Origin of the sequence: Cereibacter azotoformans (assembly GCF_021391315.1) — a bacterium.
GTDB classification, from domain to species: Bacteria; Pseudomonadota; Alphaproteobacteria; order Rhodobacterales; family Rhodobacteraceae; genus Cereibacter_A; species Cereibacter_A azotoformans.
Genome location: NZ_CP090022.1, coordinates 806,178 through 821,144, shown reverse-complemented (window position 1 = coordinate 821,144; position 14,967 = coordinate 806,178). Strand labels below are relative to the sequence as shown.

General features: G+C 68.9%; 16 protein-coding genes. 5 read left to right on the top strand and 11 right to left on the bottom strand.

The genetic code is table 11. From position 1 onward, the window contains the following. Positions 1 to 6: 6 nt before the first annotated feature. The 3 genes from LV780_RS19045 to LV780_RS19035 all read right to left on the bottom strand — a co-directional run bounded on the left by LV780_RS19045 (position 7) and on the right by LV780_RS19035 (position 3,611). Positions 7 to 984 (bottom strand): ABC transporter permease, encoded by a 978-nt coding sequence (locus LV780_RS19045; RefSeq protein WP_101340473.1) that lies wholly within the window; start codon positions 982 to 984, stop codon positions 7 to 9. Positions 985 to 991: 7 nt separating this feature from the next. Next, entirely contained in the window at positions 992 to 2,485 is a 1,494-nt protein-coding gene (locus LV780_RS19040) for a sugar ABC transporter ATP-binding protein (protein WP_011910293.1), read from the bottom strand. Between the two features lie 79 nt (positions 2,486 to 2,564). Further along, positions 2,565 to 3,611: an autoinducer 2 ABC transporter substrate-binding protein gene (locus LV780_RS19035; RefSeq protein ID WP_011910294.1), complete on the bottom strand. Its 1,047-nt coding sequence runs from the start codon at positions 3,609 to 3,611 to the stop codon at positions 2,565 to 2,567. 164 nt (positions 3,612 to 3,775) lie between these two features. Between LV780_RS19035 and LV780_RS19030 the strand changes: the two genes are divergently transcribed. Then, positions 3,776 to 4,513: a DeoR/GlpR family DNA-binding transcription regulator gene (locus tag LV780_RS19030; protein ID WP_108220605.1), complete on the top strand. Its 738-nt coding sequence runs from the start codon at positions 3,776 to 3,778 to the stop codon at positions 4,511 to 4,513. Positions 4,514 to 4,546: 33 nt separating this feature from the next. On the opposite strand, the gene yghU is transcribed toward LV780_RS19030, so the two are convergent. Beyond that, entirely contained in the window at positions 4,547 to 5,425 is an 879-nt protein-coding gene (gene yghU / locus LV780_RS19025; RefSeq protein ID WP_108220604.1) for a glutathione-dependent disulfide-bond oxidoreductase, read from the bottom strand. 272 nt (positions 5,426 to 5,697) lie between these two features. On the opposite strand from yghU, the gene LV780_RS19020 reads away from it, so the two are divergent. From LV780_RS19020 to modC, 4 genes are read left to right on the top strand one after another with little or no spacing between them, the layout of a single operon-like run. Beyond that, complete coding sequence (locus tag LV780_RS19020) at positions 5,698 to 6,495, top strand: TOBE domain-containing protein (RefSeq protein ID WP_108220603.1); 798 nt, start codon at positions 5,698 to 5,700, stop codon at positions 6,493 to 6,495. A 23-nt stretch (positions 6,496 to 6,518) separates the two neighbouring features. Next, complete coding sequence (modA, locus tag LV780_RS19015; RefSeq protein ID WP_176504610.1) at positions 6,519 to 7,283, top strand: molybdate ABC transporter substrate-binding protein; 765 nt, start codon at positions 6,519 to 6,521, stop codon at positions 7,281 to 7,283. A 3-nt stretch (positions 7,284 to 7,286) separates the two neighbouring features. Beyond that, positions 7,287 to 7,973, top strand: a complete 687-nt coding sequence (modB, locus tag LV780_RS19010; protein ID WP_108220602.1) for a molybdate ABC transporter permease subunit — start codon at positions 7,287 to 7,289, stop codon at positions 7,971 to 7,973. Beyond that, positions 7,970 to 9,052 (top strand): molybdenum ABC transporter ATP-binding protein, encoded by a 1,083-nt coding sequence (gene modC, locus LV780_RS19005; protein WP_108220601.1) that lies wholly within the window; start codon positions 7,970 to 7,972, stop codon positions 9,050 to 9,052. The genes modB and modC overlap by 4 nt, the downstream gene beginning before the upstream one ends. Positions 9,053 to 9,077: 25 nt before the next feature. Here the strand turns inward: modC and hypE are convergent, their stop codons facing one another. Genes hypE through LV780_RS18970 form a run of 7 tightly spaced genes read right to left on the bottom strand, consistent with a single transcriptional unit; the run spans position 9,078 to position 14,930 of the window. Next, a complete protein-coding gene (gene hypE / locus LV780_RS19000) occupies positions 9,078 to 10,100 on the bottom strand; it encodes a hydrogenase expression/formation protein HypE (protein WP_101340465.1) in 1,023 nt (340 codons plus the stop codon). Between the two features lie 31 nt (positions 10,101 to 10,131). Next, complete coding sequence (hypD, locus tag LV780_RS18995) at positions 10,132 to 11,271, bottom strand: hydrogenase formation protein HypD (RefSeq protein WP_108220600.1); 1,140 nt, start codon at positions 11,269 to 11,271, stop codon at positions 10,132 to 10,134. Beyond that, entirely contained in the window at positions 11,268 to 11,558 is a 291-nt protein-coding gene (gene hypC / locus LV780_RS18990) for a HypC/HybG/HupF family hydrogenase formation chaperone (RefSeq protein ID WP_108220599.1), read from the bottom strand. The genes hypD and hypC overlap by 4 nt, the downstream gene beginning before the upstream one ends. Before the next feature lies 1 nt (position 11,559). Beyond that, a complete protein-coding gene (locus LV780_RS18985; protein ID WP_108220598.1) occupies positions 11,560 to 13,086 on the bottom strand; it encodes a sigma-54-dependent transcriptional regulator in 1,527 nt (508 codons plus the stop codon). Then, entirely contained in the window at positions 13,038 to 13,829 is a 792-nt protein-coding gene (gene hypB, locus LV780_RS18980; protein ID WP_108220597.1) for a hydrogenase nickel incorporation protein HypB, read from the bottom strand. Before hypB ends, LV780_RS18985 begins: the two co-directional genes overlap by 49 nt. Continuing rightward, a complete protein-coding gene (gene hypA / locus LV780_RS18975) occupies positions 13,829 to 14,170 on the bottom strand; it encodes a hydrogenase maturation nickel metallochaperone HypA (protein ID WP_101340460.1) in 342 nt (113 codons plus the stop codon). Before hypA ends, hypB begins: the two co-directional genes overlap by 1 nt. Next, positions 14,163 to 14,930, bottom strand: coding sequence for a HupK protein (locus tag LV780_RS18970; RefSeq protein ID WP_233864091.1), 768 nt, complete (start codon positions 14,928 to 14,930; stop codon positions 14,163 to 14,165). Before LV780_RS18970 ends, hypA begins: the two co-directional genes overlap by 8 nt. Positions 14,931 to 14,967: the final 37 nt, after the last annotated feature.

Below are 14,967 nucleotides of genomic sequence, written 5' to 3'. Positions count from 1 at the left end.
CCCCCCTCAGGCCAGCTTCTTGCGGTCGCGCCAGGCGGTGATCGCGGTGGCGGCGACGATGATGAGGCCCACGACAACCCGCTGCCAGGTCGTGTCCACCTTGAGCAGGATCAGCGAGTTCTTGACCATCACCAGCATGAACACCCCGATCAGCGTGCCCACGACCGAGCCGCGGCCGCCGAAGATCGAGGCGCCGCCCAGCACCACCGCCGCGATCACATCCAGCTCGAGTCCCTGGAAGTCGCGCGGGTTGGCCTGCCAGATCATCGAGGTGTGCAGCATCCCCGCAAAGCCCGCGAGCAGCCCCGCGAGGCAATAGACGAACCAGATCGTCCGGCGGGTGTTGAAGCCGGCGCGGCGGGCGGATTCCGCATCCGTCCCGTAGGCATAGACCGAGCGGCCGATCATCGTGTGCCGCAGCACCAGATGCATGGCGAGCGCGATGCCGAGATAGACCAGCACCATCGCGGTAAGCCCGTAGGTCGCCCCGTTCGCGGCCTGCACGGTCATCAGGTCGTGCCGGCCGAACTCGATCAGCTCCTTCGGCATCTTGTTGATGTTGACGATGGAGCTGCCCAGAAGCCCCAGCACCAGGCCACGCACGATCGAGGCGGTCCCCAGCGTCACGATCAGCGGGATCATCCGGAACCGCTCGATGATGAAGGCGTTGAAGCCGCCCAGCACAAGGCCGATCCCCGCCGCCGCGATGAAGGGCACAAGGACGCCGTTGTAGTTCAGCTCGACCATGGCGCGCACGACGATATAGAGCGCCGCCACCGCGATGGCCGGAAACGAGACGTCGATGCCGCCCGAGATCATCACGAGCAGCACGCCCAAGGCCATGATGCCGATGACGACATTCGACTTGGCCAGGCTGAAAAGGTTGTCGAGGCCCCAGAAGGCCGGGTTCACGAGGCCGATCAGCACCATCGCGGCCAGAAGCACGAGGGCGATCACGAATTCGGTGGACTGCAGGATCTTCATCGGACGCTCAGTTCAGTGTCTTGAGGGCATCGTTGATCCGGTCCTCGGTCATCCCGGACCCATCCAGATCGGCGACGAAGCGTCCACGGTGCATGACGTGGATGCGGTTGCAGTTGGTGACGAGCTCGGGCACGTCGTCCGAGATCATCAGGACGCCCAGCCCTTCACGCTGCGCGAGGTCGCGGATGATGCGGTGGATCGTGGCCTTCGAGCCCACATCCACGCCCACCGTCGGCCCGTTCAGGATCAGCACGCGCGCGCCGGTCAGGAGCCAGCGGCCGAGCATCACGCGCTGCGCGTTGCCGCCCGAGAGGTTGCCCACCGCCGTCTCGGGCGAGGGGGCCGCGATCTGCATGTCGCGGAACATGCCCAGCGTCCTGTCGCGCACGGCGGCGCGGTCGAGGAAGGGCCCGCGGCGCAGCCGCTCGAGGATCGAGACCACGAGATTGCGCTCGATGGATTGCGGCAGGAACAGCCCTTCGGTCAGCCGGTCCTCGGGGACATAGGCAATCCCTAGGGCAATGGCCTCCTGCACCGAGCGCGGATGGACCTCGCGGCCCTCGAGCCGGATGGTGCCGGTCATCGCGGGCTCCATGCCGAAGAGCGCGCGGGCAAGCTCGGTGCGCCCCGAGCCGATCAGGCCCGAGATGCCCACGATCTCGCCGGGGCGGAGCGACAGGTCGATGCCCTGCACGCTGCCCGGCACCGACAGTCCGCGGACCTCGAGCAGCGGCGGGCCCGGCGGCAGGTCGGGGCGGTAGGGATCGTCGGTGAGCGAGAGGCCCGTCATCGCGTGGGTGATCGCGGCCTCGTCAAAGTCGGCCATCGGCCCCTCGGCCACCTTGCGACCGTTGCGGAAAACGGTCAGCCGCTCGGAAATCTCCAGCATCTCCCGCATCTTGTGGCTGACGAAGAGGACGGCGATGCCCTGCGCCTGCAGGTCGCGCACGATGGCAAAGAGCGCATCGACCTCGTGGCGGGTGAGGGCGGTGGTGGGCTCGTCCATGATGATGAGCCGGGCGCGGGCGAGGATCGCGCGCGCGATGGCCACGATCTGCCGGCCGGAGGTGGGCAGCGTGCCCACTTCGGCATCGGGGTCGATGTCCACGCCGATCCGGCCCAGCACCTCGCGCGCCATGCTGCGGGCGCGGCGCCAGTCCATCCGGCGGCGCCCCTCGAGCACATAGGTGTTGAGCGCAAGATTCTCGGCCACCGTCAGGTTTCCGAACAGCGAGAAGTCCTGGTAGATCACCTGCACGCCATGCTGCACGGCCCGGATCGGGTCGAGCCGGCCCACCGGGCGGCCGTCGATCAGGATCTCGCCCTCGTCCGGCGTGTAGATGCCCGACATCACCTTGATGACGGTCGATTTTCCCGAGCCGTTCTCGCCTGCGAGGCAATGGATCTCGCCGGGGCGGATCTCCAGCGACACGCCGTCCAGCGCGCGCACGCCGCCAAAGCGCTTGCCGATGTGTCTCAGCTCGATGAGGGTGTCCGACATGGCCTGCCCGTGCTGTCAGGGAAGGGAAGGGGCCCTGAGGAGCCCCTTCGCGACGCGATCCGGGAGGATCGCGGTCCGATCAGAAGTCGTAGTCGGCCATGTTGTCCTTGGTCACGCCGACCCAGCCCGCGCCATAGAGCAGATGCGGGTTGGCCTCGTCCGGCGCGGTGAGATCCTCATAGCCGGTGAGGCCGAGGTTCAGGCCCGGCTTGATCTCGTCCTTCCGGCCCTCGAGCACCGCCACGGCCAGCATGTTCATCGCATAGCCCGCAACCGCCGGATCCCAGAACTGGATGTACTGGATGTCGCCGTTCTGGAGATATTCGCCCGCCACCGACGGCAGGCCGGTGCCGGCAAAGAAGACCTTGTCCTTCAGCCCGCTCTCGGCGATCAGGCGGCCCGCCCCGGCCGAGGTCGGCATCGGCGCGCCGAGGATCCCGGTGATGTCGGGGTAGGTGGTCATCGCTTCCTTGAGCTTGGTGTAGTCGATGGCCGCATCGTCGGCGGTTTCCAGACGGTCGCCCACGAGGCTCATCTCGGGGTAGTTCTCCTTCTGGTAGGCCACCGCGCCGTCGATCCATTCCATCTGGCTCTTCGAGGTGAGCGAGCCGACGGTGGCGACATACTGACCCTTCTCGCCCATGGATTTGGCGAGTTCCTTCATCAGGTTCGCGCCATAGGCGAGGTTGTCGAACGCCTCGAGGTCGAAGTCGGTGTTCTGGATGTTCGAGGCCTCGTGGGTGATGACCACGATGCCGCGGTCACGCGCCTTCTTCAGCACCGGCTCCACCGCCTCGACCGAGAAGGGCACCACGCAGATCGCATCGACCCCCTGCGCGATCAGGTTCTCGATCAGCTGCACCTGCGCCGCGGCGTCCGCCTGGCTCGGGCCGACCATCCAGACGTCATGGCCGGTGTCGCCCTTGAACTGGTCGATGCCGTCGCGCATCCGGTCGAACCAGGCGATGCCGTCCACCTTCACCACGGTGGCAATGCTGTATTCCTTGCCGTCGGCGGTGGCGATCAGGTCCTGGTTGACCTTCGACACGTCCACGATGTCTTGCGCCACGGCCGGAGCGGCCAGAGCCGTCAGCGCCAGCGCCGCCGACGTCAGCAGAATCTTCATCCGATTTCCTCCCTCGGAACAGGGCGGCGCGCTTCCTCCTCGCGTCACCCTGCGGTTGCCTATATTGATCGAATCTCGTCAATATGATCTTATTCATTCAAAACCGGAGCATGGCTGTCAATCCAAAGTTTGATGTGCGATGGCGGCGACGGCAGGAGGTGCAAGTGGCAAGACCATCAGGCAGAACCGGGAGGATCGCGGCGCTCGGCGAACTCTGCCGAGCCGGAGCCATCCTGCATATCGGCGAGGCCGCACGGCAGATCGGCGCTTCCGAGATCACGATCCGGCGCGACCTGAGCGGCGGAGAGGGCGGGCTCGTCTGCCTTGGCGGCTACGTCATGCGCGCCGCCGAAGGGGCCGAAGGCTATTCGCTGACCAAGGCCGAAGCCTCGGAGGCCGACGCCAAGGAGGCGCTGGCCGGACGCGCGGCCGCGCTGATCGAACCGGGCGACACGATCTTCCTCGATTGCGGCACGACCACGCCCCATCTCGCGGCCAAGGTGCCGCCGAACGCGCGCGTGACGGTGGTGACGCAGGCGCTGAACATCGCCGAAAGGGTGGCGCGGCTGCCAGGCGTGACGCTGATCCTGCTGGCGGGGATCTACCACCCCGAAACGGCGAGCTTCTCCTCGGACGAGGCGGTGGCGATGCTCGGGCGGATCAACATCACCAAGGGCTTCTTCTCGGCCGCGGGCGTGCATGAGACCGAGGGCGTGACCTGCTTCCACTTCCACGAGGTTCCGGTGAAGCGGGCCGCCATCGCCCGGTCGCGGCAACGGTATCTGGTCTGCGACGGATCGAAATGGGGCAGGCTGCGGCCGGCCACCTACGCGCGGCTCGACGAGTTCACCGACTGGATCGGCGCCCCCCCCGGGCGGCCTGAGGCGCGGCCGGTCTCGTGAAGGGGCCGCAAGGCACGCGGCCCCCGAGGCGGCTCAGGCGCCGGCTTCCAGCTTGTCCTGCGTCCGGGTCTCGAAGTCCGAGGCCGCGTGCCGCTCGTGCAGTTGCTCGTCGAGCGGACCCGAGGTGCGGTTGACCATCCGCCCGCGCCGGACCGCCGGCCGTGCGAAGAGCTGGTCGGCCCAGCGGTTCACATGGCGATACTCGTGGGTGGACAGGAACCGGCCGGCATCGCCATAGATCCAGCCCTTCGCCAGCGCGCCGTACCAGGGCCAGACCGCCATGTCGGCGATCGTGTAGTCGCTGCCTGCGAGATATTCGTTGTCGGCCAGACGCCGGTCGAGCACGTCGAGCTGCCGTTTGGCCTCCATCGCGTAGCGGTCGATGGCGTAGCGGATCTTCACCGGCGCATAGGCGTAGAAATGGCCGAAGCCGCCGCCGAGGAACGGCGCCGAGCCCATCTGCCAGAAGAGCCACGACAGCGTCTCGGCCCGTGCCGCCCCACCCGCGGGCAGGAAGGCGCCGAACGTCTCGGCCAGATGCATCAGGATCGCACCGGATTCGAACAGGCGCACCGGCTCGGGGCCCGAGCGGTCGAGCAGGGCGGGGATCTTCGAGTTCGGGTTGAGCGCGACGAAGCCCGAACCGAACTGGTCGCCCTTGCCGATCTCGATCAGCCAGGCATCATATTCCGCGCCCGCATGGCCCGCCTCGAGCAGCTCCTCGAACAGGATCGTGACCTTCTGCCCGTTCGGGGTGCCCTGCGAGTAAAGCTGGAACGGATGCTTGCCGACGGGCAGTTCGCGCTCGTGCGTGGCGCCTGCCGTGGGCCGGTTGATGTTGGCAAAGCGCCCGCCGTTCCCCGGCTCCCAGGTCCAGACCTCCGGCGGCGTGTAATCGGATGGATCGCTCATGCTTGCTCCTGCGGTGCCGCGGCGGACGAGCCGCCGCCGGAAAGGGTGGACGCCGGAGGGGCGCCCGTCGGGTGGTGGAAGGGGCAATCCTCGCCCAGCTCCGGTGCGGGTGCAACCGCCCCCTGTCCGACATCGCCGCCGTCCGCCGCTGTCCGGTATCCGACAATGGTCGGGGCCTTGCGCCGATCGAACCGCACCGGCGCAACGAAATCAGGGGTTGGCACGGGCGATGCTTCCCGCTGTAGTGTCGGACTACATAACGGAGGGCTGACATGACGGACGAGGATCTTCGCGGCGCCCTGATCCTGCAAAGGGGCGGCCTGCCGCGGATGGGCGGCGAGCGCATCCGGCTTCTGCGCGCGATCGGCGATCAGGGGTCGATCTCGGGCGCAGCGCGGGCGGTGGGGCTGTCCTACAAGGCGGCCTGGGACGCGGTGGCCGCGATGAACAACCTCTTCGCCACGCCCCTCGTCCGCGCGGCACCGGGTGGCCGGGCGGGCGGCGGTGCGACCATCACGCCAGCCGGAGAGCGCGTCATCGCCACCTTTGCCGCCGTCGAAGACGGCCTTGCCCGCGTCGTCAACGCGCTCGAGGCAGGTCTCGGAGGGTCCGACGCCTCTCTTAACCCACTCTGGAGCCTCTTCATGAAAACCAGCACCCGCAACGTCTATCGCTGCACGGTCACCAAGGTCACCGAAGGCGCGGTCAGCGCCGAGGTGACGATGGATCTCGCCGACGGCCAGACCCTCACCGCCACCATCACCGAGCGCAGCGCCGAGGATCTGGGCCTTGCCCCCGGGACCGAGGTCTTTGCCCTGATCAAGTCGAGCTTCGTGATCCTCGCGGCGGGCGAGGCACAGGGACAGATGTCGGTGCGCAACCGGCTGAAGGGCACGGTCGCCAGCCGCCATGACGGGGCGGTGAACTCGGAAATCGTGCTCGACCTCGGCGGCGGCAAGACCATGGCCGCGATCATCACGCTCGAAAGCGCGCAGGCGCTGAACCTGCAACCCGGCGACCGCGCCACCGCGCTCGTCAAGGCGAGCCACGTCATTCTGGCGATGCCGTGATGCTTCGGAAAAGGACGAACCCCGTGAACTTTCGCCTGAACTCCCTGCGCGCGGCGCTCGCCGCGACCCTTGCCGCGGCGCTTCTGGCCGCCCCCGCCCGTGCGGGCGAGACGCTGGCCGCCGTCGCCGCCAATTTCACCGAGCCCGCGGCCGAGCTCGCCGCGGCCTTCACCGCGGCCACCGGCCACACCGTCACCTTCAGCTTCGGCCCCGCGGGGCAGTTCTACACCCAGATCGCGCAGGGCGCCCCGTTCGAGGTGTTTCTCTCGGCCGATCAGGCGCGCCCGGAGAAGGCCGAGGCCGAGGGGTTCGCCGTTCCCGGCACCCGCTTCACCTATGCGATCGGCACGCTCGTGTTGTGGAGCGCCGACCCCGCGCTGATCGACGGCACCGAGGCGGTGCTGCGCCGCCCCGACCTCGCCCATGTCGCCATCGCCGATCCCGCCGCCGCCCCCTACGGCGCCGCCGCGGTCGAGACGATGCAGGCGCTGGGGCTGTACGACAGCCTCGAGCCGAAACTGGTGACCGGCAAGAGCATCAGTCAGGCGCATCAGTTCGTGGCTACCGGAAATGCGCCCGTGGGGTTTGTCGCCCTCAGCCAGGTGATTGCGGAGGACAAGGGCTCGCGCTGGCTGGTGCCGCCCGAGCTTCACGCCCCGATCCGGCAGGATGCCGTGTTGCTGAAGACGGGCGAGACGAGCGAGGCCGCCCGCGCCTTTCTTGACTTCCTGCGGACGCCCGAGGCGCGCGCGATCATCGAACGCTACGGCTACGCACTCGAGGACTGACCCATGACGGAGACAGCACCGCTGTTCGACGCGGCCATGATCGAGACGATCTGGCTCACGCTGAAGCTGGCCGTGATCTCGACGGTGGTGCTGCTGCTGGTCGGCACGCCGCTGGCCTGGTGGCTGTCGCGGGCCGGCGGTCTCTGGAAGGAGATCGTGGCCACCCTCGTGGCCCTCCCCATCGTGCTGCCGCCCACCGTGCTCGGCTTCTACCTGCTGATCGCGATGGGCCCGGCCTCGCCGCTGACCGCACTTCTCGGGCGCAAGCTGTCCTTCACCTTCGAGGGGCTGGTGGTGGGATCGGTGATCTACTCGCTGCCCTTCGTGGTCAACCCGATCCGCAACGCCTTCGAGGCGATGGGGTCGCGCCCGATGGAGGTGGCGGCGACGCTGCGGGCCTCGCCGCTGGATGCCTTCTTCACCGTGGCGCTGCCGCTGGCCCTGCCGGGGATCTTCACCGGGGCGATCCTCGGCTTTGCCCATACGGTGGGCGAGTTCGGCGTGGTGCTGATGATCGGCGGCGGCATTCCGGGCCAGACCAAGGTGCTGTCGGTGCAGATCTTCGACTATGTCGAGACGCTGCAATGGGGCAAGGCGCATGTGCTGGCGGGCGGGATGCTGGCGATGTCCTTCCTCGTGATCCTCGCCATGCTGCTGATCGAGCGGCGACTGAAAGGGGCGCGCCGATGATCGAGGCGGACTTTCGCGGCCGGCTGGGCGGCTTCGATCTTTCGGCGCGCTTCACCGTGCCGGGGCGCGGGATCACGGCGCTGTTCGGCCCTTCGGGCTGCGGCAAGACCAGCGTGCTGCGCGGCATGGCGGGGCTGATGCGGCTGCCCGGCTCGCGCCTTGCCGTGAATGGCGAGGTCTGGCAGGAGGGCCGCCGCTTCCTGCCGCCCCATCGCCGCGCGATCGGCTATGTCTTTCAGGAGGCGAGCCTCTTCCCCCATCTTTCGGTCGAACAGAACCTGCGCTTCGGCCTGCGCCGGTCGGGTGGCGCGGCGCGGATCGGGATGGAGGAGGTCATCGGCCTTCTGGGCATCGCGCCGCTTCTCGACCGGCCCACCGCCATGCTGTCCGGGGGCGAGCGGCAGCGCATCGCCATCGGGCGGGCGCTCCTGTCCCAGCCGCGGCTTCTCCTGATGGACGAGCCGCTCTCGGCGCTCGACCGTTTCTCGAAGGACGAGATCCTGCCCTATCTCGAGCGGCTTCATGCGGCACTCTCGATCCCGGTGCTCTACGTCAGCCACGACATCACCGAGGTCGAGCGGCTGGCCGACACGCTGGTGCTGATGGAGGCGGGCCGGGTGCGCGCCGCGGGGCCGATCGCCGACCTGCTGGCCGACCCTTCGCTGCCTCTGATCCGGATGCCGAACCCGGCGGCGGTGGTGGACGGGCGGGTGGTGGCGACCGATCCGGCCTATGGCCTCTCGGAGGTCGAGGTTCCGGGCGGCCGGCTGATGGTGCCGGGCGACCTCGGGGCGCCGGGCACCCGCTGCCGACTGCGCATCCCGGCCAGCGACGTGAGCCTCGGCCGCGGGATGCCCGAGGATACGACGATCCTGAACGCGCTGCCCGCCCGGATCGAGGGCGCCGAGCAAGGTCCCGGCCATCAGATGACCGTCCGCCTGTCGCTCGGAGATCAGGGCGGCGGGGCGGCCATCCTTTCCGGCATCTCGCGCCTGTCGTGGGACCGGCTGGCGCTTCGCCCCGGCGATCTGGTGGTGGCGCGGCTGAAGGCCGTGGCGCTGGCCCATCCCGACCCGTGACGGCGAGGCATCGATGCCCCGCGGATCAGCAGATCCGGGGGAGCTGCTCGCCCACCAGCATGTCCACGATCCGGCTTCCGCCGAAGGCCGTCGTCATGCGCACCTGCCCCGGATGGTCGGCGACCGCCCGGCCGATGGCGCAGGCGCCCCTGCCTTCGGGCAAGGCACGCATCGCCGCAAGCGCAGCCTCTGCCTCCGCCTCGGGGACGAAGATCACCAGCCGGCCTTCGTTCGCCAGATAGAGCGGATCGAGGCCGAGGATCTCGCACACGCCGCGGACCTCCTCGCGCAGCGGCAGCGCCACCTCGTCGATGACGATGCCCGCGCCCGACGCTTCGGCCATTTCGTTCAGCACCGCGGCGATCCCGCCCCGTGTTGCATCGCGGGCGCCACGGGCGTTCGGCGCCGCCGCCAGCACCGCCTCCATCAGATGCCCGAGGCCGGCGCAATCCGAGACGATATCGGCCGAGAGCGCGAGATCCCCCCGCGCGGCGAGGATCGTGGCGCCGTGATCGCCCAGCACGCCGTTGACCAAGGCCACATCGCTCGGCCGGACCGCACCGGCCGACAGTTCGCGCCCCGCCGGGATCACGCCCACGCCCGAGGTCGTCACGAAGAGGCCGTCCGCCGCCCCGCGACCGACCACCTTGGTGTCGCCCGTCACGATGCGCACCCCGGCCAGCTCGGCCTCGTGCGCCATCGAGGCCACGATCCGGCGCAGGAGCGCGATCTCGGTCCCCTCCTCGATGATGAAGGCGGCCGAGAGCCAGAGCGGCCGCGCGCCCCCCACGGCAAGATCGTTCACCGTGCCGCAGACCGCGATCTTGCCGATGTCGCCGCCGGGAAACTCCAGCGGCGTCACCACGAAACTGTCGGTCGTGAAGGCAAGCCGCGCCCCCGGTTCGGCCAGCGCCGCCGCCGTCAGCCGCGCCTGATCCTCCATTCCCGGTGGTTCGAAGACCGAGGTGAAGACCTCCTCGATCAGGTCGCGCATCGCCTGTCCGCCGCCGCCATGGGCGAGGGTGACACGGGTGTCCCTCAGAGCCATTGTCTCACTTCCAATATCATCCGTGGCCACCCTATTCGGCGGCCAGCCCCCGCGCGCCGCCATACTGCCAGTAGGCCGCGCATGCGCCCTCGGACGAGACCATCAGCGCGCCGAGCGGCATCTCGGGCGTGCAGCCGCGCCCGAACTGCGGGCAGGCGGTGGGCTTGATCCGCCCCGTCATCACCGCGCCGCAGGCGCAGCCTTCGGGCTCTGGCTGGGGCGCCCGGCCTGCGCCATAGCCGACGCCGAACCTGCGCTCGGCGTCGAAGGCGGCGTAGGTTTCGCGGATGCGCAGGCCCGAGGCATCGATTTCGCCCAGACCCCGCCACTCGAAGCTCGGCCGCCGCTCATAGACATCCGCGATCGCGGCAAGGCTCGCCGGATTGCCATGCTCAGGCACCACGCGGGCATACTGGTTTTCGACCTCCGCCCGGCCCTCGGCGATCTGGGTCAGCACCATCAGGACCGATTGCAGCAGGTCGGTCGGCTCGAACCCCGCCACCACGATCGGCTTGCCGTAATCGCGCGGGATGAAGTCATAGGGGTGGGTGCCGATCACCATGCTCACATGGCCCGGCCCGATGAAGCCGTCGAGCATCATGTCGGGATCGCCGAGCAGCGCCCGGATCGGCTCGGGCACCGTGATGTGGTTGCAGAAGACGCTGAAGTTGCGCAGATCCTCGCGCGCCGCCTGCTGGATCGAGAGCGCCGTGGACGGTGTCGTGGTCTCGAAGCCGAGGCCGAAGAAGACCACCTCGCGCCCCGGATTGCGCCGCGCGAGTTCCAGCGCGTCGAGCGGCGAATAGACCATGCGGATGTCGGCCCCCCGCGCCTTGGCCTGCAGGAGCGAGCCCCGCGTTCCCGGCACGCGCATCGCATCGCCGAAGGTGGTGAAGATCACCTCCGGCCGCTCGGCGATCGCGATGCATTCGTCCACGCGGCTCATGGGCAGGACGCAGACCGGGCAGCCGGGGCCGTGGATGAACTCGATCCCCTCGTGCACCAGCTTGTCGAGGCCGTAGCGGAAGATCGCATGGGTGTGGCCGCCGCAGATCTCCATGATGTGCACCGGCCGTTCCCGGCGGGCGCCGAGCCGGTCGGCCTGCGCCGAGATGGCGGCAATCAGCGACTTCGCCAGCGTCGGGTCGCGGAACTCCGAGGCGAACTTCATGCGCGTTCCTCCAGCGCGCGGTCGCCTTCGGCCATGGCCTCGAGCGCCTCCTGCGCCTCGCCGAGATCGCGCAGCGCCTCGAGCGTTCTTTCGGCCTCGTCCTCGTCGATCAGGCTCATGGCGAAGCCCACATGGATCAGCGCCCACCGGCCGACCAGTCCCTCCAGCGGACTCTCGGCCACGCAGGCGACGCTGACCTCGCGGCGCACGCCCGAGACCTCGGCCATCGCCATCTGGCGGCCCGCGTCGGTGATGGCCGTGATGCGGCCGGGAATGCCGAGGCACATGTCAGTCTTCCTCCTCTTCGGCGGCCAACCGGCCCGCGGGGTCGGCGATGCCATAACGGTCGAGCTTGGCCCGCAGGCCGACGCGGCTCAGCCCCAGTTCGGCGGCCGCACGGCTCTTGTTCCAGCGCTGGCGCGTGAGGGTCTCGCGCAGGATGCGCATCTCGATCAGCTCCACGCGGTCCTTCAGCGTGCCGTCGGCGGTCAGGACGGCCTCGGCCGACCGATCGGCGCCGCCTTCCGCGGGCGGGGCCTGCAGGATGGGCCGCGAGATCAGCTCTGCCCCCAGCACCCGGCCCTGCGCGAAGACCAGCATCCGCAGGACCTCGTTCGACAGCTCCCGCAGGTTGCCGGGCCAGTCGTAATTCTCGAGGAACTCCAGCGCCGCCGGCTCGATGTCGTGGACGGGTTTGCCATGCTGCGCCGACAGCTCGGCCAAGAGGGACTGCGCAAGGATCGCCACATCGCCGCGGCGCGCGCGCAAGGGGGGCACCGCGATCTCTCCGGCCGAGAGCGCATAATAGAGATCGGCGCGGAACCGGCCCTCGGCGACGAGACCCTTCAGGTCGCGGTGCGAGCCCGCGATCAGCCGCAGGTTGGTGGTCAGCGTCTCCTGCCCGCCCACCGGACTGAAGGCGCCCGAGGACAGCATCCGCATCAACGCCATCTGCAACGCGGGCGAGGCGCTGTCGATCGCCCCGAGATAGAGCGTGCCCCGGTCGGCCTTCTGCGCCAGACCGATCCGGGCCGTATTGCCGGCCGAGACCCCGCGCTTGGCCCCGAAAAGCTCGATGGCCGCCAGATCATCCGGCACGCCCTGCAGGTTGAACTCGTGGAACGGCCGGTCCGAGCGCAGCGACCCGTAATGCATCGCCCGCGCCAGCTGGGCCTTGCCCGTCCCCGGCTCGCCCGTCAGCAGCACCGGCACGTCGAAGCTCGCGAACTGGCGCGCGGCGCTGACCACCGCGTTGATCGGCGACGAGGGCGAGCGCAGGATCGTCTCGAAGCCCATCCCCTCGCGCAGCGCCCGCCGCCGTTTCTCCAGCCGGTTCTCGACGGTCGAATTGAGAAAGCGCATCTCCAGCGCCAGCCGCTCGTTCTCGCGGGCGAGGTGGAAGAGCCGTGCCGCGCTCCGGGCGGCCATCACCAGCTGGTCCGGGATCCAGGGCTTCGTCAGGAACTGGTGGATGCCGGCCTCGTTGATGGCCGCCACCATGGCCGAGGCGTCGGTGTAGCCGGTAAGGATGATCCGCACCGTCTCGGGCCAGCGCTCGCGCACCTGTGTGAGAAAGGAGACGCCGGTCATGCCCGGCATCCTCTGGTCCGAGATCACGACCTGCACCCACTGATCCTCGAGGATTTTCAGGCCCTCTTCGGCCGACGGGGCCGTGGCGATGTCGAACTCGTCCTCGAGCGCCATGCGCATCGCGGCAAGCGCGTGCGGCTCGTCATCAACCAGCAGGATCAGCGGATTCGAACCCATCAGCGGCGCAACCCGAGCATCTTCGCCGCGCGGCGGGCGGAAAGCCATTTCACCCAAGTCTCCAATCCCTCGCCGGTGCGGGCGGAGACGCGCAGGATCTCGATCGTCGGATTTACCCGGCGCAGGTTCGCCTCGTAGAGATCGAGGTCCACCTCGCAGTAGGGCGCAAGATCGACCTTGTTCAGGATGGCAAGCCGGGCCGCGGTGAACATGTCCGGGTATTTCAGGGGCTTGTCCTCGCCTTCGGTGACGGACAGGATCGCGACCTTGGCATCCTCGCCCAGATCGAAGGTCGCCGGGCAGACGAGGTTTCCGACATTCTCGATGAAGAGGTGGGATCCGGGGACGAGGCGCAGATCCTCCATCGCGTGACCCACCATATGCGCGTCGAGATGGCAGCCCTTGCCTGTGTTGACCTGGATGGCGGGCGCCCCCGTGGCGCGGATGCGGTCGGCGTCATGGCTGGTCTGCTGATCCCCCTCGATCACGGCCAGCGGACAGTCCCCAAGCATTGAAATGGTTTTGCACAGAAGCGTCGTCTTGCCGGAACCCGGTGAGGAGACGAGGTTGACCGCATGGACGCCAAGCTCTCGCAGCCGGTGCCGGTTGGCCATCGCGTGAATGTTGTTCTTGGACAGGATGTCCGTCTCGACCTCGATCAGCCGCTCCTGGCTCAGGCCGGGGACGCTCACACCGGCGGGGCCGAGGCCATGATGATGGTGGTGGCCGTGATGGGGATTGTGACCCGCCTCGAAAGTAACCTCGCCGCTGCAACCGCAGACCGTGCACATCACTGAACCTCCATGTCCTTGATCCGCATTTCGTCGCCCGAGATGGGCATGAGCTTGCCGCCGCCGCAGCGCGGGCAAGGGTCGAAGCGGTCGGCGATCTCGACCTCTTCGGCGCAGTCGTAGCACATTGCGCGGCCCGGAAGATGGGTGATCTCGAGCCGCGCGCCCTCGGCCGGGCTGCCGCGCATCACCACGTCGAAAGCGAAGGACAGGGCCGCAGGCTCCACCCCGGCAAAACGGCCGATCTCGAGCCGGAGAACCCGAACCGAACCGAAGCCGTGGGCCCGCGCCTGATCCTCGACGATGCCGCGGATCCCCTCGCAGATCGACATCTCATGCATCGGCCGCCTCCGTCACGCTGGCGGGCACGCAGGGATCGAGAATGGCGAGCAGGATCGGGGCGAGGCGACCCTTGTCGGCGGGCAAAGCGAAAAGGCTTTTCTCCAGCACCCCGCCCTGGGCGAGAAGATGGTCCGTCGGGGTCGTGCGCTCGAAGGCGTTGATCACGCCGCCCTCTGCACGCGCACGCAGGGCATAGGTGCCCCGCGCGGCCGGCACCAGGGCGGTGCCATCGGGCAGGCGGACCGGCAGGGGCGCATCCGTGGCGTCCGCAAGTCGGCCCATCGCGCGCCAGAGCGGCCCGCGGCCCCAGCGATCTGCCACCGCGCGCAGGGTCGGATGAGCCTCTCGCCTCGCGGCCGGAGAATTGTCGCATGCGCAGGCCCTGATCCCGCGCGCGGGCTCGAAAGCGGGCAGGTTGCAGGCGGCCTCGCCGGGACCGAACAGGTCGGAGAGGCGCGCGAACAGCGGGTTTCGCGACAGCCAGCCATCCAGATCGCAGGGTTCCGGCAGATCGCCTCCGGGCTCGCCCGGCAGGCCAAGCATCGTCGGCCAGATCACCGAGAGCTTCAGCCGGTGTTCGCGCCGGATCTCCTGCTCCAGGTCGGCATGCGCAGGCAGGGGCAAACCGAGGGCCAGCCGCACCGCCGTCGCCTGCGCCACAGGGCAGAGGTTGAAGATCCGCGGCAGAAGATCGGCCGCCGCCTCGGGGCTGCGGCCCAGCATCAGCGCCTCGATCGGCAACGCCGAAGAGACCGCCATCTCCGGCCCTCTGGATCCGAGGCGTATGGAGACGGAG

Excerpts from the sequence above, each read along its gene's own strand:
- LV780_RS18985 (WP_108220598.1), bottom strand. The coding sequence starts at position 13,086 with ATGGCTTTCCGCCCGCCGCGCGGCGAAGATGCTCGGGTTGCGCCGCTG.
- hypE (WP_101340465.1), bottom strand. The coding sequence starts at position 10,100 with ATGGCTCTGAGGGACACCCGTGTCACCCTCGCCCATGGCGGCGGCGGA.
- hypB (WP_108220597.1), bottom strand. The coding sequence starts at position 13,829 with ATGTGCACGGTCTGCGGTTGCAGCGGCGAGGTTACTTTCGAGGCGGGT.
- modB (WP_108220602.1), top strand. The coding sequence starts at position 7,287 with ATGACGGAGACAGCACCGCTGTTCGACGCGGCCATGATCGAGACGATC.
- LV780_RS19040 (WP_011910293.1), bottom strand. The coding sequence starts at position 2,485 with ATGTCGGACACCCTCATCGAGCTGAGACACATCGGCAAGCGCTTTGGC.
- LV780_RS19035 (WP_011910294.1), bottom strand. The coding sequence starts at position 3,611 with ATGAAGATTCTGCTGACGTCGGCGGCGCTGGCGCTGACGGCTCTGGCC.
- LV780_RS19045 (WP_101340473.1), bottom strand. The coding sequence starts at position 984 with ATGAAGATCCTGCAGTCCACCGAATTCGTGATCGCCCTCGTGCTTCTG.
- yghU (WP_108220604.1), bottom strand. The coding sequence starts at position 5,425 with ATGAGCGATCCATCCGATTACACGCCGCCGGAGGTCTGGACCTGGGAG.
- hypC (WP_108220599.1), bottom strand. The coding sequence starts at position 11,558 with ATGTGCCTCGGCATTCCCGGCCGCATCACGGCCATCACCGACGCGGGC.
- hypD (WP_108220600.1), bottom strand. The coding sequence starts at position 11,271 with ATGAAGTTCGCCTCGGAGTTCCGCGACCCGACGCTGGCGAAGTCGCTG.
- modC (WP_108220601.1), top strand. The coding sequence starts at position 7,970 with ATGATCGAGGCGGACTTTCGCGGCCGGCTGGGCGGCTTCGATCTTTCG.
- hypA (WP_101340460.1), bottom strand. The coding sequence starts at position 14,170 with ATGCATGAGATGTCGATCTGCGAGGGGATCCGCGGCATCGTCGAGGAT.
- LV780_RS19020 (WP_108220603.1), top strand. The coding sequence starts at position 5,698 with ATGACGGACGAGGATCTTCGCGGCGCCCTGATCCTGCAAAGGGGCGGC.
- LV780_RS18970 (WP_233864091.1), bottom strand. The coding sequence starts at position 14,930 with ATGGCGGTCTCTTCGGCGTTGCCGATCGAGGCGCTGATGCTGGGCCGC.